The 24,990-nt window shown below is 29.4% G+C and carries 21 protein-coding genes and 1 riboswitch; of the genes, 4 read left to right on the forward strand and 17 right to left on the reverse strand.

What is annotated here, in order from left to right; genetic code table 11:
- Nucleotides 1–34 precede the first annotated feature (34 nt).
- Together L1S46_RS08765 and L1S46_RS08770 are read right to left on the reverse strand one after the other, a co-directional pair.
- Nucleotides 35–799, reverse strand: a complete 765-nt coding sequence (locus L1S46_RS08765; protein WP_035768630.1) for an N-acetylmuramoyl-L-alanine amidase — start codon at nt 797–799, stop codon at nt 35–37.
- Nucleotides 800–903: 104 nt separating this feature from the next.
- Nucleotides 904–1,857, reverse strand: coding sequence for a DMT family transporter (locus L1S46_RS08770; protein WP_238899775.1), 954 nt, complete (start codon nt 1,855–1,857; stop codon nt 904–906).
- 315 nt (nt 1,858–2,172) lie between these two features.
- Between L1S46_RS08770 and L1S46_RS08775 the strand changes: the two genes are divergently transcribed.
- The 3 genes from L1S46_RS08775 to L1S46_RS08785 are packed head-to-tail and all read left to right on the forward strand — an operon-like array spanning nt 2,173 to nt 5,118.
- Nucleotides 2,173–3,060 (forward strand): acyl-CoA dehydratase activase-related protein, encoded by an 888-nt coding sequence (locus L1S46_RS08775; protein ID WP_026015642.1) that lies wholly within the window; start codon nt 2,173–2,175, stop codon nt 3,058–3,060.
- A gap of 4 nt (nt 3,061–3,064) precedes the next feature.
- Nucleotides 3,065–4,156 (forward strand): 2-hydroxyglutaryl-CoA dehydratase, encoded by a 1,092-nt coding sequence (locus tag L1S46_RS08780; protein WP_065418697.1) that lies wholly within the window; start codon nt 3,065–3,067, stop codon nt 4,154–4,156.
- The gene (locus L1S46_RS08785) at nt 4,144–5,118 is read left to right on the forward strand and encodes an acyl-CoA dehydratase activase (RefSeq protein ID WP_238899776.1); all 975 of its coding nucleotides are present in this window, start codon (nt 4,144–4,146) and stop codon (nt 5,116–5,118) included. Before L1S46_RS08780 ends, L1S46_RS08785 begins: the two co-directional genes overlap by 13 nt.
- A 94-nt stretch (nt 5,119–5,212) precedes the next feature.
- On the opposite strand, the gene L1S46_RS08790 is transcribed toward L1S46_RS08785, so the two are convergent.
- The 8 genes from L1S46_RS08790 to L1S46_RS08825 form a co-directional block, all read right to left on the reverse strand.
- A complete protein-coding gene (locus tag L1S46_RS08790; protein ID WP_012060185.1) occupies nt 5,213–6,568 on the reverse strand; it encodes an amino acid permease in 1,356 nt (451 codons plus the stop codon).
- A 110-nt stretch (nt 6,569–6,678) separates the two neighbouring features.
- Entirely contained in the window at nt 6,679–8,139 is a 1,461-nt protein-coding gene (locus L1S46_RS08795; RefSeq protein ID WP_077854615.1) for a glycosyltransferase family 39 protein, read from the reverse strand.
- Between the two features lie 265 nt (nt 8,140–8,404).
- Nucleotides 8,405–8,596: an anti sigma factor C-terminal domain-containing protein gene (locus tag L1S46_RS08800; protein WP_238861246.1), complete on the reverse strand. Its 192-nt coding sequence runs from the start codon at nt 8,594–8,596 to the stop codon at nt 8,405–8,407.
- A 94-nt stretch (nt 8,597–8,690) separates the two neighbouring features.
- Nucleotides 8,691–9,557 carry a radical SAM protein gene (locus tag L1S46_RS08805; protein ID WP_077854616.1) on the reverse strand — a complete coding sequence of 289 codons (867 nt, stop codon included), beginning with the start codon at nt 9,555–9,557 and terminating at the stop codon, nt 8,691–8,693.
- Nucleotides 9,558–9,804: 247 nt separating this feature from the next.
- On the reverse strand, nt 9,805–10,791 hold the full coding sequence (locus L1S46_RS08810; protein ID WP_012060189.1) for a 3-oxoacyl-[acyl-carrier-protein] synthase III C-terminal domain-containing protein: 987 nt from the start codon (nt 10,789–10,791) through the stop codon (nt 9,805–9,807).
- Between the two features lie 53 nt (nt 10,792–10,844).
- Nucleotides 10,845–11,177: a hypothetical protein gene (locus L1S46_RS08815; RefSeq protein ID WP_012060190.1), complete on the reverse strand. Its 333-nt coding sequence runs from the start codon at nt 11,175–11,177 to the stop codon at nt 10,845–10,847.
- A gap of 140 nt (nt 11,178–11,317) precedes the next feature.
- Nucleotides 11,318–11,405, reverse strand: a riboswitch (cyclic di-GMP riboswitch).
- Nucleotides 11,406–11,516: 111 nt separating this feature from the next.
- A complete protein-coding gene (locus L1S46_RS08820) occupies nt 11,517–12,482 on the reverse strand; it encodes an aromatic acid exporter family protein (RefSeq protein ID WP_012060191.1) in 966 nt (321 codons plus the stop codon).
- Nucleotides 12,483–12,654: 172 nt separating this feature from the next.
- Nucleotides 12,655–14,193 (reverse strand): diguanylate cyclase, encoded by a 1,539-nt coding sequence (locus tag L1S46_RS08825; protein WP_238861241.1) that lies wholly within the window; start codon nt 14,191–14,193, stop codon nt 12,655–12,657.
- Nucleotides 14,194–14,624: 431 nt separating this feature from the next.
- Here L1S46_RS08825 and L1S46_RS08830 point away from each other — a divergent pair, with 431 nt between their 5' ends.
- Nucleotides 14,625–15,974, forward strand: coding sequence for a PLP-dependent aminotransferase family protein (locus tag L1S46_RS08830; RefSeq protein ID WP_238899777.1), 1,350 nt, complete (start codon nt 14,625–14,627; stop codon nt 15,972–15,974).
- 46 nt (nt 15,975–16,020) lie between these two features.
- On the opposite strand, the gene L1S46_RS08835 is transcribed toward L1S46_RS08830, so the two are convergent.
- From L1S46_RS08835 to L1S46_RS08865, 7 genes are all read right to left on the reverse strand, one after another.
- Complete coding sequence (locus L1S46_RS08835; RefSeq protein ID WP_238899778.1) at nt 16,021–17,334, reverse strand: 6-phospho-beta-glucosidase; 1,314 nt, start codon at nt 17,332–17,334, stop codon at nt 16,021–16,023.
- 420 nt (nt 17,335–17,754) lie between these two features.
- The gene (gene chbG, locus L1S46_RS08840; RefSeq protein WP_238899779.1) at nt 17,755–18,492 is read right to left on the reverse strand and encodes a chitin disaccharide deacetylase; all 738 of its coding nucleotides are present in this window, start codon (nt 18,490–18,492) and stop codon (nt 17,755–17,757) included.
- Between the two features lie 197 nt (nt 18,493–18,689).
- On the reverse strand, nt 18,690–20,048 hold the full coding sequence (locus L1S46_RS08845) for a DUF6179 domain-containing protein (RefSeq protein WP_238899780.1): 1,359 nt from the start codon (nt 20,046–20,048) through the stop codon (nt 18,690–18,692).
- Nucleotides 20,048–20,518, reverse strand: coding sequence for a DUF6323 family protein (locus L1S46_RS08850; RefSeq protein ID WP_012060196.1), 471 nt, complete (start codon nt 20,516–20,518; stop codon nt 20,048–20,050). Before L1S46_RS08850 ends, L1S46_RS08845 begins: the two co-directional genes overlap by 1 nt.
- A 400-nt stretch (nt 20,519–20,918) precedes the next feature.
- Nucleotides 20,919–22,145 (reverse strand): aminopeptidase, encoded by a 1,227-nt coding sequence (locus tag L1S46_RS08855; protein ID WP_238899781.1) that lies wholly within the window; start codon nt 22,143–22,145, stop codon nt 20,919–20,921.
- Between the two features lie 302 nt (nt 22,146–22,447).
- Entirely contained in the window at nt 22,448–23,299 is an 852-nt protein-coding gene (locus tag L1S46_RS08860) for a 2-oxoacid:ferredoxin oxidoreductase subunit beta (protein WP_238899782.1), read from the reverse strand.
- On the reverse strand, nt 23,299–24,984 hold the full coding sequence (locus tag L1S46_RS08865; protein WP_238899783.1) for a 2-oxoacid:acceptor oxidoreductase subunit alpha: 1,686 nt from the start codon (nt 24,982–24,984) through the stop codon (nt 23,299–23,301). Before L1S46_RS08865 ends, L1S46_RS08860 begins: the two co-directional genes overlap by 1 nt.
- Between the last annotated feature and the right edge of the window lie 6 nt (nt 24,985–24,990).

A 24,990-nucleotide genomic window follows, 5' to 3' on the forward strand; every position in this document is an offset into this window, starting at 1 on the left:
TACCAAAACATGTTCTTCATTTTCATTATTATATTTATATAACAGTTTTTATAGATTCAGCAATGTTTTCTGCTAATTTTTGCTGACTCACTGGATCCGAACACCTTTTCGCCTCTTCCTCGTTAGTTATAAATCCTGCTTCCACAATTACTGATGGCATATTTGTGCTTTTTATGAATAGTCTGCTATCCTTTGCACCTCTATCATTAAAATTAAACTTCTTAACAATATTGTTATCAATAACTGTTGCTACGTTCTTACTTATCGTTAACTTGTTAGGAGATACCCCACCTTTAAAATTTTGACTTTGCTGTGCCGAACTATAATAAACTTCTACCCCTTTTGCGTCTGGAGCATCCTTTACAGCATTATGGTGTATACTTACAAATAAACTTGCATTTGCTGTATTGGCAATTGTAATTCTATCTTTAAGACTCTGATTGGTCCCTATCGTTTGTACTTCCTTAGGATATCTAGTCATTACAACATTATATCCTCTTTTCTCTAATTCCGTTTTTAACTTAGATGCAACCTGCATATTTAAATCTACTTCTTTATACGTTATGCCTTTAATTGTAGATGCAGCTCCTAGATCACCACCGTAGTTATGACCTGGATCAACCACTATTGTCTTTTTCTTTTTATCAAGGTTAGCTATAGCGGTCATTGCCTGGCTGCTTAAAGTGCTTTGTGTTAATGTTGATGCTTGTACACGTATTGCTGGAGCCAAACTTGACACTATTGCAAAACCAAGTACGAAAGTAACTAATTTCACCTTAAAATTATCCAACTTTCTCATCCCCCTCTATAGTAAATATTACCAGAATATTTTACATAATTAAAGAAGAATTTGAAAATTTTAACTTTAATCCATTAGAAAGAAGACTAATACATTCATATAGCTTATTGTTCAAAAGAACCAACAGTTGGTGTAAACTCTTCTGAATTAAGCTTTTTTTGATAATAATTTGTTCCCCATACACCCACTAGAATCATCACTGATCCTATTACATGGTATAATTGGAAGTTTTCATGTAATACGAGCACACCAGCTGCGATAGATACTATAGTTGATATATTGGCAAATACAGCTGATCTAGAAGCTTCCATTTTAGAAAGCGTATAATTAGCCAGAAAATATGCTACAACTGAAGATAATATTCCAAGATATAATATAGATACTATAAAGTTTATACTTCTTAATGGTATAAAATATTCTGATAAATTTGCATTTATCACGTGATTAGTAATTGAAACAATATTAAAAAATATAGCTCCAATAAGCATCATAAAGTATGTTACTTCAATCGCTGTAAATTGTCGTGATATTTTTCTTGCTATTATATTAAATAATGCAGCTGAAAATACAGCTCCTCCTAGAAGGATAATTCCTAATAGAGTACTCCCTCCTGAATCATTAGAATTTTCCATAAGAATTATCAGTATTACTCCAGATACCGAAAGTATTATACTTACGATTTGCTTAGGAGATGGTTTTTCTTTTAATAGATACACAGCTAAAACTGTCACAACTATTGGTATAAGAGCAATCATAAGTCCGCCTAAAGACGAAGATGTTTTCTTAATTCCATAGGTTTCAAATATAAAGTAAACTATAGGCTCTATAACAGCCAAAATAATAAGCCATTTCATAGGCTTATTTTTATAATTTACCTTTATTACTTTTAAAAATATCAAAATTGTCATTATTAGCAAAGCTGCTAAGAATCTAAACGAAAGTAATTCTATTGGCGTAGCTACACTTAATGCTTGCTTCGAAAATAAGAAGCTTAATCCAAAAATAAAATTAGTTATTATAGCAGTAAAGTATGGAATTATATGTGATTTATTTTTCATATTTATGTCATTTCCTTCCTTGTACATAGATCTTAAAATATGAACTTAAGAGGTCAAGAACTCAAAAGTTATTATAGATCCCTTAAATATATAAATTTCCAAGTAAGTATACTATAAAAAAATACCATCTACAACAATTTATATAGATATATCTAAAAGTACTTTCTTGTTTTTAATATTAGATAAAATGGTATTTTAATAATTTAATGTAAAACTTTAAAGTAAAATATAAATTAATCCAATTTTTATGAATAATTCTAGTAATTTTGAAAAAAATATAATAATGAGCATGAATTTTATAGGAGTGAAATGTATATGAAGGTTGGAATTCCCAATGGATTATTAAATTACAAATATTCTGCTTTCCTTGAGAAGTTCTTTTCTGAACTTGGTGCAGATATTGTTAGATCACCAGATACAAACAAAACAATATTAGATGAAGGTGTAAAGAATTGTGTAAATGAAGCATGTTTGCCTATTAAAATTTTTCACGGTCATGTAAATGCAATAAAAGATAAATGTGATTTAATGGTTATCCCTAGAATTATGCAATTAAGTGAACATGAATTTATCTGTCCAAAATTTTGCGGCTTACCTGAAATGATCATAAATAGCATTCCCAATATGCCAAAAGTTACTATGGTTCCTATTTATGCAACGTCAAAAGAAAAATTATATAAATGGATAGTTTCAACTGGAAGCCTAATAACAACAAACAAAAAAAGAATTCGGGATGCTTATGATAAAGCTTTAATAGCACAAGATGAATATGAAATAGGAATTAAAAGCGATGGATATAAATTAAATATAGCTCTAATTGGCCATCCTTACAATATTTATGATAAATTTGTGAATATGAACTTAGTGAAAAAATTAAATAAATTAGGTGTTGGTATCATAACGGAAGAATTTATAGACGAAGCCTCTATTGCTGACAAAACAACTGAATTATTTAAAAGACCTTTCTGGACATTTGCAAAAAATGCTTATGGGGCATCTACATACTTAGCAGAAAATAAAAAAATTAACGGTATAGTATACATATCTTCGTTTGCTTGTGGTATTGATTCTGTTGTTATAGATCTTATAAAACAAAAAGTGAAAGATTTTCCTTTCTTAGTATTAAAAGTCGATGAACATACTGGAGAATCTGGATTTGACACAAGAATAGAAGCCTTTGTCGACATGTTAGAAAGGAAGTAATGTTATGAAAATTATGACGCCTCATTTAGGAAATACATATCTGGTTACTAAAGCAGTGTTTGATACTCTTGGTATAGACTATATAATTCCGGAATTCAACAGTAAAAAATCATTAGAAATAGGATCTATGTATTCTCCAGATGATATGTGCCTCCCATTTAAACTTATGATGGGAAATTACATACAGGGAATCGAACAAGGCGCAGATACAATAATAATTACTGGAAGCTGCGGACCTTGCAGATATGGAGAATATTGCGAACTCCAAATAAACACTCTAAAAAAATTAGGACATAATTTAAATTTTATTGTATTAGATAAACCGTCAGAAATAGGCCCAAAAGAATTTCTAAATAGGATATCTTCCATCTCATCTAGCAGCAATAAAAATATGCCGCAAAAGCTAAATGCATTACGCATAGGATTTAAAGTTTTAAATCTAATAGATAAAATAGAGGCAAAAGCACATTACTTAGCAGGGTATGAAAAAAATAAAAATGAATGTAAAAAACTCTTAAGCAATTGTAAAATTGATGCCGAAAATAGTAATAGTCCTAATGATATGATAAAAATACTAAACAAATATGATAAAAGACTAGATTCCCTAGAGATATGTAGTGATAGGAATCCAATAAAAGTAGCAATAATAGGAGAAATCTATACAATAATAGAGCCATTTTCGAACCTTTTTATTGAGGATAAACTTATGGAATATGGAGTTTCAACCCAAAGAAAACTTACGCCAAGCTGGTGGGCTAAAAACTCTATTATGTCAGTTGTTGGAATGAATTCTTTAGACATACGAAAAGCTTCTAAAGAATATCTTCCATTATATATTGGAGGACACGCACGAGAATGCATTGGAGAAGCAGTAATGGCGGCACATGATGGCTTTGATGGTGCCATACAAATATTCCCTATGGGATGTATGCCAGAAATTGTTTGCAAAGCTGTGCTTCCTTCCATATCTAAAGATAAGAATTTCCCTATTTTAACTCTTGTAGTTGACGAAATGACGGGTGAAACAGGATATATTACAAGAATAGAAGCATTCCTAGATCTATTGGAAAGGAGAAAGCAAAAATGTATTATTTAGGTGTTGATGTTGGCTCAGTAAGTACTGACATTGTTCTTTTAGATAATAATCTGAATGTCGTAGATAAACTATATTTAAGAACAAAAGGAAAGCCAATAAATGCGATCCAACAGGGGTTTAAAATCTTGAAAGAGAAATACGATGATGAACAAATTAAAGCTGTTGGTACTACAGGTAGTGGAAGACAAATCGCATCCTCTATCCTTGGAGCAGATGCAGTAAAAAATGAGATAACAGCTCACGCATGTGCTGCACTTGCTATAGATAACGATGTTAAGACAATTTTAGAAATAGGGGGACAGGATTCAAAAATAATAATATTAAAAGATGGAGTTGCTATAGACTTTGCGATGAACAATGTCTGTGCAGCTGGAACTGGATCATTCCTTGATAGGCAAGCTGAAAGATTAGGAATTCCAATAGAAGAGTTCGGAGATTATGCTTTAAAATCAATAACTCCACTAAGAATAGCTGGAAGATGTGCAGTTTTTGCCGAGTCTGATATGATACACAAACAACAGCTTGGTTATAATGAGCCTGATATTATAAACGGGTTATGCGAAGCCCTTGTTAGAAATTATCTCAATGATATTGGGAAAGGAAAAGAAATATGCCCTAAAATATTCTTTCAAGGTGGTGTAGCAGCTAACAAGGGTATGAAGGCATCTTTTGAAAAAGCTTTAGGATGTGAAGTATACATTCCTGAACATTATAATGTTATGGGCGCCATAGGTGCCGCAATTATTGCTAAAGAAACTGTTGACAAGACCGGCGCTACTAACTTTAGAGGCTTTGATATTACTGATTCTAGTTTTATATCCACTAGCTTTGAATGTGAAGTCTGCTCTAATCGGTGCGAAGTTGTACGAATAGAAGATGATAGTATAATAATAGGATGCTTTGGAGATCGCTGTGGAAAATGGACCAATACCATTAATGAAAATATTACTAAAGGTGCTTAATAATAAAACCATAATTGTTTCTTACATAATTAAGGATAAAAAATACAGACTAAGCGATTGATTTTAATTACTTAGTCTGTATTGCAATATAATATTAATCTCTTTTATATTTTTTTCTTATATAAAAATAAACTGGAAGACCTATTAAAGTTATTCCTATTCCATATATTGCACTTAATGAATCTGTTATAAAAGTACTTATTAATATGTACAGCCCACCAACTATTCCGATCAATGGAACAATTGGATATAAAGGAACTTTGTATGAAGTTTTTAATTCTTTATGTTTACGTCTCAATATAAAAATCCCACATACGCACATAACAAAAAATATCCACATTACAAACACAGCCAAGTTTGTAAGTTTGTCAAAAGATCCACTTAATACATATAAACTTGCTAGTAATACTTCAAAAGCAAATGTATTTATAGGGGTCTCAAATTTTTCATTGATTTTCCCAAAAAATTTAGGAAAAGGGAAAAGATTATCCTGAGCCATAGCAAAAGGTATTCTAACCCCTGTCATTAGATATCCATTTAGCGCTCCAAAAATAGAAATCATTATGCCTACTGCGATTAAGGCAGCTCCCATATTTCCAAACAATATTACCGCTGCATCTGAAGCTGGCTTGGAAGAAAGTATTACATCGTTAACTGGCATTATATTTATTATTGCTACATTAATTAATATATACACTATTATTATTGCTATTAATCCCATTATTATTGACTTTGGGAGATCTTTTTCTGGATTTTTAAGCTCCCCAGCCATATTTCCTACGCTAATCCATCCGTCGTAAGCCCATAGAGTCCCCAGTATTGCAGCTCCGAATCCTGCTGCTCCTGATGTATTTGAAGCAAATACAGTTGTCGAGAAATCATGAGCTGTACCATTTATTAATCCAAATATAACAATAAAAATTATTGGAACAAGCTTACCAATTGTAGAAATTACTTGAACCTTCCCACCAAGTCTTGATGATAGAACATTTAAAGCCATTACAAAAAATAGAATGCATATAGCGAATATTTTCTGCATCATTGGTGTTAGATCTGGAATAAAATACGTTGCTTGAGTAACAAAAACTATTGATAATGCAGCTGCCACCCCTGGCACATAGATTAAAGTCTGCATCCAACCAAATAAAAATGCCCATTTTTCACTATATAATTCCTTAATATAAACAAAAACTCCACCTGTCTTAGGAATTGCTACTGCAATTTCAGCAACGGTTAAAGCTGAAGCTATAGTTATACATCCACCAATCAGCCAAGCCATTATTCCCAGAGTTGGGGTACCTGCATTTTTAAATACTGATGACGCCTTAAAGAAAATTCCTGACCCTATAACTACACCTATAACTATAGTAATAGCTTCAATAAGTCCTATTTCTTTTTTTAAACCTTTAGGAATAACAGTTTCCTTATTCTTTTGCGTTGATTCATTCATGCTAGTCATCTCCTGACTCAATTTTAAATTTTATATATATAATATTAAATAAAACACTTTTTCTATTGTATAATTCGTAATGAATTTCGTCAACAAAAACCATAATTATATTATTTTGCAAAAATATAGGCCTCATCATTTTCAAGTATAACTTTTAAATTATCTTTTTCATTTCCAAGTGAGTCGAAATCTTCTTTTTTAATAAACAATAATGTTTTATCTTCATTATCTTTCAAAAATCCTTCTATACCACCTTCTAGCGGAGTCAAATCTGCATAAAGCTCACTATCCAGCCAATAGCTTTGCTCAAAATGATTTACATATATTTTTTCTCCATAATATTCTGGCAAGTTTCCGATTTCCTTAATAAGCTCTTGACTCAAGTCCTCTTTTGGATTTAAAATTCTAGTTACTATAACTTCTTCACTTTTATATATCGATAATATAATCATAGCAACCAATACTATTTGTGTAGCAAAATTTCTATTACGCTCTTTTAATATAAAACCTGATGCATATCCTATCCATATTGCTGCGGCAGGATATATCGGTAAAACATACCATGAAATTTTCGTTTTTGAAATAGTATATAATATAAACGGAATAATCATCGACAGCCATATTATCAAATTACAATTTATTAGTTTCCTATCCGTAATATATCTATGGGCTATAGTTAAATATGCCATGCTAACACCTACAAATACAAGATTCCAGTAAAAATATGACCATTGCAAATGTTCAATGTAGTAACACTTTCCGCCAATATGCCCTTCTAAAGGTCTTGATGTTCTTGCTAGCAAATCAAATTCTATCATAGTCTTAAAAAAATCTATTCCATCATTGGAATATCTCAAGATTGCCCATATAAGAATCGGAAAAGATGCACTTAATACTAATGCCAGAATTTGCTTTAATGTTAATTTAAATAAATTTTTACTAAATATTAAATATAATATTCCTATAAAAAAGATATTACCTGCATGGAAACTTTTAGTTAAAAAAGCTGCTGAAAATGATAATCCAAATACATATAGCCATTTAGTACTCCTTTCAATTAAAATTAAAGACATTACTGATATTGTAAAAAATAAAACGTATATGGCATCTGCATCTCCGGTTCTTGCACAATGCTCTGTAATAAATGGTATTGTTGTTGTTAAAACAATTGTCGCAATCAGAGATGTCAATCTCCCATATATATTGAAACTAAAAATTGCTACGAGTACTATAGTTATTATTGCTGCAAATGCAGAAAATACTCTTAGTCCTAAAGCATTAAATCCTGCAATTTTATATCCCATAGCTATTGCCCAAAAGCTTATTGGTGGTTTCAAATTCCAATAATCATTTTTATAAGCATATGTATTTACTATATAATTGCTATTTTTTATCATCTCATAAGCGCTAACACCATGTCGTGCCTCATCCCAGCTATATATAGGAATGACACCTAAATTGTAAAATATATTAAAGGATGCAATTAACAATATAACTATTAATATAATGTAGTAACATTTTTCAACAAGCCCTATAATATTATCAATTAACTTTGTTCTAAACATGCTCATACTTTGCTCTCCCTGTAATATACTTAATATTTTAATTTCATAAAATCATTTACTATATTAACCTTAGCTTGAAAAATATATACATTCTTAAAAATGTGAATCAGCCTTTTCCATAACTTGCACCCACAAGGAACACAATGTCCACAGATTTCATTACAATATGAATTCATATAGAATAAAAAAGTAACTTTCAGTCTAGAACCAAAAGTTACTTTTATAATCAACTATTACACTATTACTACTAAAATTAAATTTTTCCCTTTAATTAATATTTATCAACCACAGTACCTAAGACAGCATGTTTTATAATAGGATTGTTCTCGATTGCCTTTAGTTCTTTTGGACTTCCAACCACTACAGCTCCAATTATTCTAATATCATTCTCATCTATATTTTTTATATACTGAGTATGCCCTATATCCTTTAACTGTTTAATCGCTGCCTTAAAGTTCTGCATTCTACCATCTGTATCACTCCTAAACTCTCCTGCTCCATCAATAGATTTTATCCCAATAACATCGAATGCTGGATTATTAACTTCAATTGTTTGCTTACAATCTTCTATATTCCTCTTGTTTTATTTGATTAGTTTTTAAATAGTAGTTAATTTGATTAAGCAATTTTTCTTTATCTTCTGGTAAACTTCCTCTTAGAGAAACATAATTTGATGCGTGATTGCATCTAAATGTAACTGATTCATTGACATTAATATGTTGTATTAATATCCCTATCTCATTTAATATTTCTCTATCACTTAGAAGTTTAAATTCTTTCCTTAATATTTTATTATACAAATCCGTTTCTTCTTCAACCATAAGAGTTAATACGCCTAAATAATTTGGAGCCATATCGCTTATTAATTTGCCTGTTTTGATTGCATGAATATCGCTCTTTTCAATGCCACCAACTCCAGCTATAACTGTTACTGATAGTAAGATATCAGCATTTTTAACTATTCTAGCAGCATCAATTATCTCGTTACTACTCACTCCTTTATTTATATCGTTTAAAACCTCATCGCTTCCACTTTCAACGCCCATATATATCATATATAAACCTAAATCTTTAAGTTCTTTCAACTCTTGATGAGTTTTACCTAATATTGATTTTGGTGACCCATAAAGCGTTACTCTCCTGCATTCAGAAAATGTATTTCTTATAAGCGTTAATATTTCTTTTAATTTTTCCGTTGGAATGATTAAAGCATCACCATCTGCCAAAAATATTTTTTCTACATAAGAATACATTTCTCTAAAGTAATTTACGTCTGCTTTAATATCTTCCAAAGATTTTATTGTAAATTTTTTAGATTTATACATATTACAAAAATTACATTTATTATGAGAACACCCTAAAGTTACTTGTATTATAAGACTATTACTTTCACTTGGAGGCCTATATAGTGGATAATCGTACATTATCAAACCATCTCCCCTGTTATTCTTTAATTAATATAGTATTTTTTAAGTTCTAACACTATCTACATATATATTTCTACTTCATTAAATTCTTTATAAGTATTTATTCTTAAATTAGTGATATTCTAATATATATTTATCCGAAGTATATTTACTTGCATTTCATATGATAGCATCAAACTCATAAATATAACCTTCTATAGATTTTACTACAGAAGGTTATATTTATGAAGTGCGTTTTCTAATATTAATATTTATATAACATAACTATACTCTGAGAACCAGATCCAATAGTCCAGAAAATTACATAGTCCCCTCTTTTAACTTTACCTTCCTTTATCGATTCATACAATGCTATGAAAGGGCTAGTAGTTCCAGTATATCCATATTTATTTCCTATATAGATACTCTTATCTTCTCCTATATCTAAAAGTTGTCTTATATTTTTTATATTTATAAACGCAAACTGAGAAAAGCAAAACATCTTAATATCTTCATTTTCTAAGCCATTTTTCTTCAGCATCTTTTTAGCAATCTCTGCTGCGGGATAAACACATGCCCCACCATCAAATGGCAACCATTTCAAATAAAGTTCGCTTACATCTTTTGATTTGAAAAAATTAGAGAATCCTTCACTTGGATACATAATGTTATGACTTTCCTCTGTGTTTATATAATATTCTGCATCAACTATCCCACACTCTTCTTCAACTTTTTCTAAAATTATTGCACATGCAGCATGTCCATAATTTCCATAGCAAAGCTCATTATTTGGGTCAGCTAATGAATCAACATCATCACAACCAATAATTAATGCTCTTTTAGCTCGCTTCGACGATTCTAAATAATTTGACATATTCTCTAATGCAACAGTCATGCCAGCACAATTAGCATTCATATCAAAACACATTACATTTCTTCCTGCATTTAATTCCTTATGTATTAAAATAGATGTTGCTGGTGCTACATATTCCGATAATATAGATGAATAAACTAGTACATCTATATCACTACCTGTCAAGTTAGCCTTATCTAATACTGATTTTGCTACTTTTACTGCTAGAGATAAAGTTGTCTCCTGTTCATTAAACATAAATCGTTTATCTCTACCCATTATATCTACTAATAAATGTTCTACATCTTTATCTTGTTTTTCAAAATGTTTTAAATAAATATCATTTGAAACAACTTCTGATGCATGACAAACATCAATACAACTTAGTCTTATTCCCATAATAATCTCCTAGCTAATGTAATTCAATTTAATATTATAAATTATGTATCATTTTAAATTATTTCAATTACCAATCCAGTGTTCCTACTTATTCTTGATAATTGCATCTTTAAAGTAATATTGCTACCAACATTTGCTATAACCTTTACAAACTTGCAAGCCTTGTACATTTGAAAACATCCTTCTAACATTGGTAACATCTCTTGTCTTGAAACGTTTAACTCTCTTGCGTCAAAATTCAATACATATTCTGAAGTTTGTATAGGAGATAGTTCTTTTCTAAAATCTTCAACAAAACTATTAGCATCGTTTGGTTCAAACATTCCCCATATCCTTATATTAATCTCCTTTTTTGCTTTGTCCAAAGACAGTTGATACTTTTTCATTTACTACACCTAACCTTTCTTTATTTAAATTGTTACCATATACACATATTTCAATGATTTTGTATCAAAATAAAAAGGTACCTATTAATTATTAATAGGCACCAAAAATAAACAAATGACTAATGTTTATATAACTACATTTTGGCAACCTGGCAATCATTGAAAATGAATTTCTTTAGACCCATAGCTTTGCGGCCCTACCTTTCGGCAAGTGTGCTATTATCAATGCATATGATATGCATAATTTTACACTTATTTTTGATAAATTTCAATATTTATACCAATATTTTTACCATTAATGGCATTAAAACTAATTTTAGTAAGTTATATTTATAATTTCTACTTATTTTGAAAAGATTCCTTGAATTCTTTCTTAATAACTAGGAAATCTTCTAAATCATTCAAAAACTGAAATAATAACGCTCTATTTTCAAATTCGTTTCGATTTTTAGGCAAATCCATTTTTTCATAATCTTTCCTAAGCAAATTTAGTTTATCTATAAGCTCTACACAATCATTATCTTCCTTAAGATTCATTGCAACTTCATTTGTAAATTCTGATAATATTCTAGTTTGATCATAAGTCATATAAAATCTCGAGAAATGCCTCTTCATTCTTTTCATTGTATCTAGCTGTATTATTCTCATCTCTATATAACTCAAATAATAATCATTTTTTTTAAATAAATGGTTATTATTTATTATCTGCGCCATAAATTTAGACTTATTAATTAATTCCTCAACGCTCACTGATATTTGCTTTTCATAAATTGGTACAGCTTGAGTAACAAGGCTTACTGCCATATCTGATAATATAGCTCTATAATAATCTTCTATTCTTTCTTTGTTTTTTTCAAATTGTTCTTCCAATGATGCGGTATATAAATTAAACATCATTGCTACTCCAATTCCTATTACAGTTAATTGTGCTTCGTTTATAATCCATGAAATATTTATATTTGTGCTTGTAAGTAAATGTGTTGATAATACAGATCCAACTACCATTCCTTCCTCTATTTTTAAAATTATTGTTGTTTGTATAAATATAATTAAAAATAATCCGAATATGATTGGGTTATTTCCAAGTAATAAATATAGCATAAACGACAAAAGAATGGCTAATGCAGAAGCAATTATTCTTCTCCCTGCAACTAATAAAGATTCTTTTTTTGTATCTTGAATACTTAGGATTGCAATAATTCCTGAAGTCACTCCAAATTGTAAACCAACATAATTTGATATAATAATTGCTATTGTAGCTGATAATGCCATTTTAAGAGTTTTAGATTGTAAATATTTTATCATTTTTACTTTCTCCTACCATGCTTAAATTCTTATTCATTATATAATCTTCACTTTTGCATGTAGCTTGCCTTTCATATGTATCTTAACTAAATAACGCTTTTTGCACACGTGTTCCAGATTTATAATGAAATATATACCTCCTTCATTGAGATTATAAGAGGCATATATTTCATTACCTAGAAACTTTTTTTAATTTTTTATTTTCATACATTTTATAATCAGCTTTCTTTAACAGCTCTTCTAAATTATCTGCTTCATTCAGCTTATAACTAGTTAATCCAAAACTTATTTCTAGTTTATATGTTTTACCTTCTGAATCTTCTATTATTTTTAATCTTTTTTGTATTTTATCAATAATTTCGTTTACTTGTCCACTATCTATTTTAGGAAAAATAACAATAAATTCATCTCCACCATGTCTAAATACAGAATTATTTTCTCCTATGTTTTCTTTAATACAATTGGCAACTGTTTTTATGTACCAATCACCTTCATCATGCCCAAATTTATCGTTTACTAACTTTAGACCATCAATGTCAATAAAACATATAGAAAAATCTCCACCCTCAATTTTCGCTTTCATATAATTATCTTCAAGGATACTCAATCCGTATCTTCTATTAAAAATCCCAGTAAGTTCATCAATGTTGGCTAGTTTTTTTAAATTTTCTTTTTCTTTCTTCTGATTTGTTACATCAGCAATTGCCAATAATATGGTACTTTTCTTACCAAAATATAATTTAATAGATGATATAAGCATTGCTATATTTTTTTCTGCTTCAGTTGTAATAACCATCTCCTGATTTTCAAGTCTTTCATTAAGTTTTATTTTTTTAATCAACTCATCATTATTTTCAACTTTGGAAAATGTAATATTTCTTATATTTAATTTTTTATCCTTTCCAAATAACTTGCTTTTAAAATCCTTCCCCTGCTTATTTATAAGGATTACATCTTCTGTATCATAATCTACCAAAAACATCGCCCCAGGCGCTACTTCAAATAGTTTATAAAAATTCTTTCGGCTTTCATTAATATCTCTAAAAGCCTTAATTATGCTCTTTTCTGCCGGAGCAAATATGAATAAAATTTCGAATAATATTAGTATCAATGTTATAGCTAATAAAATAATTTCAATATTCTTTATCATTAAAATTTTTTCTTTGGCATCTAAGTCATACTGAAAAACTATATCATCCATTCCTTTAAGAAACACCTTTTCATTATCCTGGATTATTTGCATTTTACTTGAAAATTCACTTTTGTTATAATTACTGCCCTTTACCATATCTATAATCTCATGAGAACTATTAATCATTGCCTCATGTGGTTTCTTTATAGCTAAAAACATATCTTCAATTTTTTTATTGCTTATTTTCGAAATCCCCTCTTCAATATTCCCTCTTTGCAAATCAGTATTAGATTTTTCCCATATTTCTAAAGCTGAAGCTAATTCATCTATATATAAATCTTCCGTTTCCTTATTTTCTGATAAATAAATAGCATATACATCTTTTGAAATCTTTTGACTAAGCATTCTTTGCCTTCCTGCAATATTTATTATTCTAGAATAGCTCATTTCATTATTTATATTATATTGCACTATTATTTGGCTTAGTAATAATGCAAAAATAATTATGCACAATGCTAATATATATCTTTTTCTTATCGTTTTTATAACTCTAGTATATCTAACTGAATTCTTCTCCATTGTTTTCTCCTAAGCTACTAATACTAAATAGTTTATTTTTAAACAAATCATCCTACTTATTAACTATATATAATTTACCGATTACTTTTTACTATATATTGTCTACCTTATCTCATTTCCAACTTCAATATTTTATTTAAATATGCTCCATTTTAACAAGAAAATTATAACATACTCTTTCATTAAAATATCGAATTTTTAAACTTAATACAAATAAATGTATTAATATATATAATTATTAACATTAAATACAACATCACATTATTTTTCGTCCTATAAGTACTCAAATTATTTTTAAGTGAACTTATCATGTAATATTTTCAAATAGAAATTATATATTATGCTTTCGAATAGTCATTTAGAGATTATTTATAAAATTTTTTATATATGTTAAACTAATTTTATAAAAATTTAAGGGGGGGATTAAATTGTTGAAGATATACGAACAAATTTCATGTGATATAAAACAAAAAATAATACTTGATCAAATGCCTCAAGGTGCTAAACTACCATCAATTACATCCCTCTGCAAAGAATACAAATGCAGTAAAGGAACTGTGATTAAAGCCTACGATAACCTATGCAATGAACATATAGTTTACTCTTCACCTCAGAGTGGATTTTACGTTGCTGATAACCTTGTACGATTTAATACAAATCAAACTAATATTTATGACCTATCGACTGGTAACTCTTTAGTTAGCAATATCCCAATAAAGGACATTCAGCATTGTCTAAACTCAGCCTTAGAGCTCCATGGCAACATGTCTCTAAATATGGATTTAGAAGGACTTCCTTCTCTACGTGAACTGTTAACTGATTTACTTATGAAGGATGATATATATTCTAAAAGCAAAAATTTAATTCTATCTCAAGGTATTCTACAAGTATTAACTCTTTTTTCAAAGATGGAATTTCCAAACGGCAATGATACTATACTTATCGAGGATCCATCTTATACTTATTATATAAACTTTTTAAAGTATGAGAATATGAAAGTTAAAACTATAAAAAGAGATGTGAATGGAATTAATTTATATAAACTTGAAGAAATATTTAAAACCCAAAATATTAAATTCTTTTATACGATTCCTAGAAATCATAACCCTTTAGGCACTTATTATTCATTAAATCAAAGAAAAGCAATAATGAAGCTTGCCCATACTTACAATGTATATATTATCGAAGATGATTATTTTTCAGATTTAAGCACCTTGTCAAGATATTCACCTCTTTACTATTACTCGGATTTTAGGAATTGTATATACCTTAGAAGCTTTTCAAAGACAATACCTTATATACGAATTGGTGTAGCTATAATTCCTGATGATTTAATTAATGGCTTTAGGGAATGGATGAGATACTCATATTATTTTTCATATTATATGCCATCATTGGTGTCTCAAGCAACACTTGAATCATATATAAAAAGCTCTATATATAATAAGCATGTAACTATTCTTTCTAACAATTTAAAGGACACTTTAAAATTATTTAGGAAAATAACTTCTACTTGGGACTCAAATTTAGTTAAGATACTTGGCGGAAGTTCTGGTTATTATTCTACTATAAGATTAGCTCCTCATATCAGCTGTAATAAATTATTAGACAACTTAAAAAGCAAAAATATCTTTCTAGCCCATAATTCAGCATCATACTATAATACAGAGAATTTTGACAATAGTCTAAGACTTAGTATTGCTAGAATTAATTCTGCTGATTTGAAATTAGCATTAAATATTATTTATGATGAAATATTAAAATTATCACAAATACAATAATAAAAGATCTAAGGGTTATATTCTCTCCCTTAAATCTTTTATAATATTAAGCAAATTGTGGTAAATAATCTTTATGTGCCTCTAGTAATTCATCCAATAATATTTTTGCCATTTTCTCTGATGGAATTAATGGATTAATAGTTAATGCAAGAAGTGCTTTATGATAATCCCCTTCAACTGCTGCTTCAACTACTAAACGTTCAAATGATTTTATTGTTTGAACCAATCCATTCACACTTACTGGTAATTTTCCCATAGCAATAGGTTTAGGCCCATCCTTAGTTATAATACATGAAATTTCGACTGCCGAGTCATTCTCTATTCCTTCAATAGCCCCATTGTTTTTAGTATTAACTGGTTGAATATCTCCCTTGTTGTTATAAATAGAGTTAATTAATCTGCAAGCTGCATCTGAATAATATGCTCCACCTCTTTTTTCTAATTGCGGTGGCTTAATATCTAAATTTTCATCTTTGTATAGTTCAAATAAATCATTTTCTAATCTCTTAACTACTTCTGCTCTAGTTTCTCCCTTAGAAAATTCTTTTAATTCTTCTTCAAGCATATCTGCTGTTTGAAAGTAATACCTATGATATGGGCATGGCATCATTCTAAGAGCTTTAATAAATTCTGGATTCCACTCTAAATCTTGAATATTTTTTACAATTGACCCCAGTTTACCTTCTGCTAGTGAGTCTATTACTTTATCAGTAATTTTTTCACCATCTAAATAAATTTCTCTACCAAATACCATATGATTCAATCCCATGAAATCCATAGTAATTCTGCTATGATCTACTTCAAGCATGTCCGCTACTGCTTTTTCCATTCCAATTGGAACATTACATAATCCAATAACTTTTTTATTATTTCCATACCTAAGAAGAGCCTCTGTTACCATTCCTGCAGGATTTGTAAAATTTATAAGCCATGCATTTGGACATAGCTCTGACATATCCTTATCTATATCTAAAATCACAGGTATTGTTCTTAATGCTTTAAACATACCTCCTGCACCATTTGTTTCTTGTCCTATTACGCCATGGCTTAATGGTATTCTTTCATCCTGAATCCTAGAATCTAACAGACCAACTCTTAATTGTGTAGTTACAAAATCCGCATCCTTTAGTGCCTCTCTTCTGTCTAAAGTCAAATGAATTTGCATAGGTACGCCAGCTTTTTTAACCATTCTTTTAGCTAATTTCCCTACAATATCTAATTTTTCTTTTCCGCTTTCAATATCAACTAGCCATAATTCCCTTACCGGAAGTTCATTATACCTTTTTATAAATCCTTCCACTAATTCTGGAGTATAGCTCGATCCCCCACCAATTGTTACTATTTTAATTCCTTTTCCCATCAGATATCCTCCTATATATTATAAAATATAAGCATAATCATTTTTAATTTTTTAGTTAATAATTTAAGAATTTGTTTATATTGGTATACTTATTTTTTATTCTTTAAGTAATTTATTTAAATGCTCTTATAGGAAATTTCCTCTTCTATGCTTTATATAAAAATTGTATTTTCTCTTATTTACATAAAATTCTAACAGATCTGTTTTCTATATAGTAACTCAATATAATCCTCTATTCAATAATATAAAAACACAACTGTACTAGTACAGTTGTGTTTTTATTAAATCCAGAAGCACTTTAATGGTAAAAATACTATCTATCAATATATTTAATAATATCTTTACGAAAAGCCTTGACTACTATTTCCCAGTAATCTACACCTTTAAATGCTTTGCTTTATATATGATAATAATTTTTAGTTATATATCTTTAAAATTTATTAATTCAATGTTTTTTTCATTAATAAACTTTATTACTTCTTTATTAGTTAATGTTTCTAATTCCTTTACTCTTGGATATGCATATGAACTACTACTAAGAATCTTAGAATCAAGATATCCTGGGTGGCACATAATTTCTAAAGAATCTACATTAATATTATCTTCCAAAAGGTTTATTAACATTTGGGGTTCAATCATAGAAAGATTATAGAAACTATCAACAAACTTAGTTGTTGTTTTAATGCTTTCATACTTTTCTTCTCCAATTACCTTAATATGTCTAATTGGTATATTATGCTCCTTTGCTAACTCAGCAACTACCTCAAAAACACTCTCAATAGAATGTACATGATGATGTGTATCTATATGTGTTGGAACTATCCCAAAAGATAAAAACTTTTCAAATTGTTTTCTAAATTCCCTTCGTATATCTTCAATACACGCTGACTCAACCATCTTATCATATTTTAAAAAATTTCCTTCACTATCAACTAAAGTTTTCACATTCTTTGATAAAGGTCTTCCTGCGGTAAGTACCAGGTGAATTCCTACACCTAATTTAGAATTTTCTTTCGCCAAATTAACTGCATGTTCCGTTGTCTCCATATTACACATTAATGTGGTAGATGTTACTATTCCATTTTTGAATCCTTCAATTATGCCTAAATTAATTGCTTTTGAAATACCAAAATCATCTGCATTCATTATTAATCTCATATCTTTCTCTACTCCTTATACTTAATATTTTAATCTAACAGAAATATATTTATAATAACATAATAATCCACATTATTTTTATCATCAATAGCTCCAAATAATAATCATATTATACATATCTCTTATTTTTAGTCAGCATATATTTCGTGATATAAACCTGAGACATAGATCACTGCCTATATATGCCTAAACTAGTATTACAATATAATATTCAAGGATTCAGTAATTATTTTACTTTTTTTCTCTTCATTAATCATATCAAGATATTCCTCAAGCTTTTCATGCCACTCCTTATCACTTTCAGTTCCATAATCCACATCCATAACTGAATCATTTGGAATATACTTAAGTAACAGTGATATTTCAAAATCATCTAAGACCTTAAATATCTCAATGAATTCATAATCAAATATGCAATCAGAGCCAAGAACATCTACTAAGTCTCTAAGACTATGAATTTCCTTCCTTATAATTTGTATCTTATCATCCACTTTATCACAATCTCTAATTTCTTCAGTTATATCCTTAAATCTGCTGTTCTCTAAACTTTCTCCATCTTCATATCTAATTAAATTTTCATCTTCATTTTTAAATGTGATAAATGTATTTTCCAATTTATTATTTTCAATATTCTTCTTAATACTTGGCATAATCTTGTAAATAGTTTTATTTATATAATTAATAAAATTTATATCATTTATATTAAACTCCTGGCAAATACCTTCAACTATCCTAGATATTACTTCATTAAATTCCTCTTCTTTCAGCTCTCCTAACTTATTTTTAAGATAACGTCTTTCAGTATCTGTTATATCTAGAGTTATTCCTCTCTTCCCTAATACCATACATCCTAAATAATTAGTCAGAACCAATTCAAAGATATTTATTAATATATGATCTGAATTTTTATCAAAGCTTTTAAGCAAATTTTCAATTTCATAGCTATCAAAGTGGGAACAAAATTGATTTTCAAAGTCTATTTTTTTTAAATATTCGCTTATATATTCTATTCCTACTAACTCCATCTCATCTATAGCTAATGGATAATCTATAGATCCCTGCATTTCATGAGCCGCAAACCTACTATCATATTCTATAAAAAATAATGAAATCCCGTAATCTATAGTATCTATATACGCATAATTACTTGTTTTTAATTTACTTTTTTGCACGTTCTTTAATAGTTCTTTACTTTCTTCTATTTTAGTCTTTAAAACTTTTTCCCCTTCAGAAAACAAATATTTCATTGCATTTTCTTTTATTAACGTAATCTTTTCCTTTATTGATGTTTTGCCTTTTAGAAAGCTACCTATAGTATAATAAATTGATAACATTATTTGCTCTGCAACTTCAACTCTTACCGAATAGCTTTCAGCTTTTGTATAATAATTTGCAGTTTCTCTTAAAATATCTAATATTTGAACTTGAATATTTTCTAGTTCTTTATTATTTAATATATCATTTGAATGAAATACTTGTAGTAACGATTGAAAATAATGTTCCTTACTTAATAAATTTTCAATGGTATCATTTCTGTCAATAATATAATTATCCACTATAGCTCTTCATCTCCATCCACATTTAAATAATCAGAAACCCCATATTTAATATTATGAGCTATAGTATCCAAATACTTATATCTAAGTAGCTCTAAAGATCCTTGGCATTCATTATCGAAATAGCCTTTCATTAAATTAATTAATTCAATGTCACCTATTTCTTCCATAGTTTCATTTTTATAATAATAAAATGTTTCTATTAGCTCCTCTATAGTTTCAATATAATTGTATTGAGAAATATATGGCGAATCGCAAAAGGTTGATATTATTTGTTTTATTATACCTCCGCCAAATTCAACTCTGCCATTCTTACTTAAAGCTTCGCTTCTTATCTCAACTATCTCTTTAACATTTTCTTCACTCAGCTTTAATCCATATTCCACTGTTTCCTCATTACACTGCAAAATCTCTTCAAAAGTTTGTTTACTTATTATAGAATCAGAAATAGACATAAGATAATTTTTCATAAATAACACCATCCAAACTTTTTTATTTTTAAGTATTGACTTCTCTTTTTAAATATGTTATGATTATTATATATAGATAATCTAAATATCTTTCTAACAATTAATTCTATCATCGGCTATATGGAAAGTCAATGGTATTTTTTTATGCCCATTTTGTATAAATAGCAACTTTTATGAATTAATATAAAATCCCCAATAATTAAAAAGACTGTTAAATATCAAAATTTATTAGATATTTAACAGTCTTTTTAATTATTAGGCCCAAATTTAACAACTTTGATTTTTTCAATAGAATAACAAAACACTGAATCTTCGCCAAATTAAATAAATGCCTATCTTTATTTATATAAATTAACTTCTTGTCAATTTTTTGCATTAATAATCTATATAGATAATACAATTATATAACCCAATCACCGTTTTTAAATACTTGGATTTTTTCTCCCTCAGCAGTCTCACCTATTATTTCAAGCTCTTCCGAACCTACCATAAAATCTACATGAGTTAATGAATCATTAGCTCCATTTTTTATTAGTTCTTCTTCCGACATATTGTCACCATCTTTCAGACAAGTTGGATACGCTTTTCCAAAAGCAAAATGACATGATGCATTTTCATCAAATAATGTATTAAAGAAAATTAGTCCCGAATTTGATATAGGTGAGTTATAACCAACTAGAGCAACTTCACCTAAATATCTAGCCCCTTCATCTGTATCTAGTAATCCTTTTAATATTTCTTCTCCTTTTTCTGCAGTAAAGTCAACTATCTTACCATCTTTTAATGTCAACTTAAAGTTATCAATCAAATTTCCTCCATAGTTAAGTGGCTTTTTACTAGTTACATAGCCGTTTACTCCATCTCTCTTTGGAAGGGTGAATACCTCTTCTGTCGGTATATTAGCAACAAAGTTAATACCATCTTTAGAATTCTCTTCACCACTTAACCATAGATGTCCTTCTGGAAGTTCTACAGTTAGGTCTGTGCCTTCTGATTTATAATAAAGATATTTAAAATTCTTTTCATTTAAATAATCTTTTCTATTTTTTAATTTTTCTAAATGTTCATTCCACGCTTCAATAGGTGATTCCTTATCAGCTCTTACTATACTAAAAATTGAGTCCCAAAGATTTTCTACTGCATCTGCTTCTGATAAATCAGGGAATACTTTTCTTGCCCATCCCTTTGTAGGTATTGAAACAACACACCATTGAACTTCATTACTCATCATGGCAGCGCTAACATCTTTCATAGCTCTATTTGCTGTTTTTGCTAAAGTGGAAATCTTATTAGGATCTACTCCGCTTAATAGCTCTGGATCTCTAGCAGAAACACTTATAAATGCAGTTTTCTCCTTTATAAGTTGCTCTCTTGATAATACAGCATGTTTTGGCTCCCTTTTAAAACTCTCCATAGGAGCCTTATTGTATTTTATCAAGGCAAGTTCTTCATCATTGTAATCAACTATAACATTAATAGCACCAGCTTCATAGGCTTCTTCTGCTATCAGTCTAGCAAACTCTGCACATTCTATTGGTGAATTTATAAGCAATTGTTGCTTATCTTGTAAATTTATGCCTTTCTTAACAACGAGCTCTGCATATTTTCTTAATGTATCTGTATTCATTTTGCTTTCCTCCACATTTTTCCTTAAGTTTTATTATCATAATTATAGCATATCTTACTCTATAAGTTTTTATTTAAAACCTGAATAATATGCTTTCATTTACATCTATTTCGATAAATGTAATATAAAAATATAACATTTATTAAAATAGAAACTCAGATTTCATTAGAAATTATCTGCTTAAAAAAATATATGTTATTTATAACGATCATTCGTATTTAAAAGGCCCAATCTAATAAAAATCGGGCCTTGATTACTAAAATGTAATTACTTTTGATCATTAATTTTTTTCTATGCCATTTTTATAGGAAATCTTTCATAAATTCCTTGATCTTATCTATTTTAACTTCACTTTCAACAAGTGATTCTCCATTTTTTAAAAAGCTAACTTTATCATGAAAAGTTGATTTCTCTTCTTTATATAAAATTCCCAAAGGAATCTTGTCTCCCCATTCCATTGATTTTTCAATAGCCTTCAATTTATTGCTTGGATCGTATCCTTTTCCAAGCTTATAAACTCTTTTATTATACCATTGGAATGTATTAACTTTATTAAATGACACACATGGCTGTAAAATATCAACAAGAGCGTATCCTTTATGATTAATAGCTTCAATCATAACTTTCTTCAAATGCTCCTTATCTCCACTAAATGCTCTAGCAACAAAACCGGCACCAAGCGTTATTGCAAGCGCTACTGGATTCATAGGAATGTTATTTGACCCATTTGGCTGAACATCTGTTACATGTCCGATGTCAGTTGTAGGTGATGCTTGTCCTTTTGTTAACCCATATATTTGGTTATCGTGAACAAAATGTGTTATATCTACATTACGCCTAATATTATGAATAAAGTGATTTCCTCCTTCTCCATAAGAATCCCCTTCTCCTGTATTTACTATTACAGTTAATCTTTTATTTACAATCTTTGCCGCAACTGCAGGTGGTAATGATCTTCCATGAAGGCCACAAAATCCATTAGTATTTATATATTGAGGTGTTTTAGCAGCTTGACCTATTCCACCAACAATAAGCACTTCGTGTGGAGCCTTACCTAAATCTATAAGTGCTTGCTTTAGAGCATCAAGAATATTATGATCCCCACATCCTGGACACCAAGCTGTTTCTGATGTTAGAAATATTTCATTATTCATTATTGCTCACCTCCAATTAGCTTACTGTATATTTCTTGAGATGAAATAGGTCTTCCATCATATTTTAAGATACTGCTATTGCATTCAATACCTGTATATTCTCTAATAAGTCCTGCTAGTTGTCCTGTCGCATTTTGCTCTATGTTTATTATATTTTTTACTTTTTTTGCATACTTCCTAAGATTTTTCTCAGGTAAAGGCCAGACATCCCCAAATACTAATGAGCAGTATTTATTATTATTTCCTGAACGTCCATTAAGAAGTTTTATAGCTTCCTTAACCGGACTATATAATGATCCCCATGCTAAAATTAAAGTATCTGCATTTTCTTCACCGATGAATTCAGGTTCTAAAAGTTCTTCTTTTAAATATTCCATTTTCATTAGTCTCTTATCATTCATTTTATTTCTTACTTCACCTGATTCAGTAATATGTCCATATTCATCATGTTCATCACTATCTACCAATACTGTCAATCCTGGTATTTTACCTGGCGTTATACGTGGCGAAACACCTGTCTTTGTTAATTCATAACGCTTATAATCTTTAGCATTTATATATTCATCATCTTTTAAATACCTTTCTACTTTAATCTTATTAAAATTAAAAGGCTTTACAGTTCTTATACTATCAGCTAAAAACTGATCTCCAAGTAAAATAACTGGTATTTGATACTTATCAGCAAGATTAAATGCTCTTATAGTTTGATAAAATGCATCTTCTGGTTCCCTTAATGCTATTACCATTTTAGGTATTTCCCCTGGTGATGAGGCTATAACAAATTTCAAATCTGCTTGTTCTGTTCTTGTTGGCAAACCTGTTGTAGGCCCAGGCCTTTGTATCTCTGCTATTACAAGAGGCACCTCAAGCATTCCGGATAAGCCTACTGCCTCTACCATTAGCGCAAATCCTCCTCCAGACGACCCTGTCATTGCTCTAACACCTGCATAAGAGGCTCCAATAGCCATATTTATTGAAGCAATTTCATCTTCAGCCTGTTCAACCACAATTTCTGCTTCATTCATCTTTGAAGCAAGATAATTCATTATACTTGTAGATGGTGTCATTGGATAAGCAGAATAAAACTTACATCCTGCTGCAATAGCCCCAAGAGCAACAGCATCATTTCCTCCAATTAAAATACTCTCATCATTGTTCTTAGGTTCAATTTGATACTTTGCTGCAACTAGCTTGTATCCTTTTTCAAATGCATTGAAATTTTTATTGGCGATTCCCTCTTTGAACTTTTCTGCTAACACTTCCTTAATGCCACTTAAATCCAAATTAAATAACTTTACAAAAACGCCCAAAGCTATGCTACCATATACTTTTGGATTTCCAATGCTTTTAGCTAAAGCCTTAAGAGTAAGGCCAAAGAATCTTTTATCCTCAAGCTTAATTTGCTCGTCAGCAATTATAAACCCATCTTCCTTTAATCTGCCGATGTGAAGATCTATTGTTTCTCTGTCTAAAGCGATTATTCCATCGATATCATCCCAATGGGAATTTATTTGCTCATTTCCAAAGCGTATTTGAAAAAAATTATGCCCGCCTCTTACCCTTGACATATAGTCTTGTATAGTAAATATTTCAAAGCCTTTTCTTTTTAAAACTTTCTCTAATATAGAGGAAATGGTCTCCATTCCTAGCCCAGCTGCTCCTCCAATTAAAATATTATAAATCATAAAATT

Source organism: Clostridium sp. YIM B02500 (genome assembly GCF_022324665.1).
GTDB lineage: Bacteria > Bacillota > Clostridia > Clostridiales > Clostridiaceae > Clostridium > Clostridium beijerinckii.

Bases quoted from the DNA above. Each gene is read 5' to 3' on its own strand.
- chbG (WP_238899779.1), bottom strand. From the start codon at position 18,492: ATGAGATTAATAATGAATGCAGATGATTTTGGTATTTCAAAAGCAATT.
- L1S46_RS08775 (WP_026015642.1), top strand. From the start codon at position 2,173: ATGAAGGTTGGAATTCCCAATGGATTATTAAATTACAAATATTCTGCT.
- L1S46_RS08800 (WP_238861246.1), bottom strand. From the start codon at position 8,596: ATGCAGAACTTTAAGGCAGCGATTAAACAGTTAAAGGATATAGGGCAT.
- L1S46_RS08865 (WP_238899783.1), bottom strand. From the start codon at position 24,984: ATGATTTATAATATTTTAATTGGAGGAGCAGCTGGGCTAGGAATGGAG.
- L1S46_RS08810 (WP_012060189.1), bottom strand. From the start codon at position 10,791: ATGGGAATAAGACTAAGTTGTATTGATGTTTGTCATGCATCAGAAGTT.
- L1S46_RS08780 (WP_065418697.1), top strand. From the start codon at position 3,065: ATGAAAATTATGACGCCTCATTTAGGAAATACATATCTGGTTACTAAA.
- L1S46_RS08815 (WP_012060190.1), bottom strand. From the start codon at position 11,177: ATGAAAAAGTATCAACTGTCTTTGGACAAAGCAAAAAAGGAGATTAAT.
- L1S46_RS08790 (WP_012060185.1), bottom strand. From the start codon at position 6,568: ATGAATGAATCAACGCAAAAGAATAAGGAAACTGTTATTCCTAAAGGT.
- L1S46_RS08860 (WP_238899782.1), bottom strand. From the start codon at position 23,299: ATGAATAATGAAATATTTCTAACATCAGAAACAGCTTGGTGTCCAGGA.
- L1S46_RS08765 (WP_035768630.1), bottom strand. From the start codon at position 799: ATGAGAAAGTTGGATAATTTTAAGGTGAAATTAGTTACTTTCGTACTT.
- L1S46_RS08825 (WP_238861241.1), bottom strand. From the start codon at position 14,193: ATGGAGAAGAATTCAGTTAGATATACTAGAGTTATAAAAACGATAAGA.
- L1S46_RS08850 (WP_012060196.1), bottom strand. From the start codon at position 20,518: ATGAAAAATTATCTTATGTCTATTTCTGATTCTATAATAAGTAAACAA.
- L1S46_RS08835 (WP_238899778.1), bottom strand. From the start codon at position 17,334: ATGGGAAAAGGAATTAAAATAGTAACAATTGGTGGGGGATCGAGCTAT.
- L1S46_RS08820 (WP_012060191.1), bottom strand. From the start codon at position 12,482: ATGATAAAATATTTACAATCTAAAACTCTTAAAATGGCATTATCAGCT.
- L1S46_RS08805 (WP_077854616.1), bottom strand. From the start codon at position 9,557: ATGTACGATTATCCACTATATAGGCCTCCAAGTGAAAGTAATAGTCTT.
- L1S46_RS08855 (WP_238899781.1), bottom strand. From the start codon at position 22,145: ATGAATACAGATACATTAAGAAAATATGCAGAGCTCGTTGTTAAGAAA.
- L1S46_RS08770 (WP_238899775.1), bottom strand. From the start codon at position 1,857: ATGAAAAATAAATCACATATAATTCCATACTTTACTGCTATAATAACT.
- L1S46_RS08795 (WP_077854615.1), bottom strand. From the start codon at position 8,139: ATGAGCATGTTTAGAACAAAGTTAATTGATAATATTATAGGGCTTGTT.
- L1S46_RS08785 (WP_238899776.1), top strand. From the start codon at position 4,144: ATGTATTATTTAGGTGTTGATGTTGGCTCAGTAAGTACTGACATTGTT.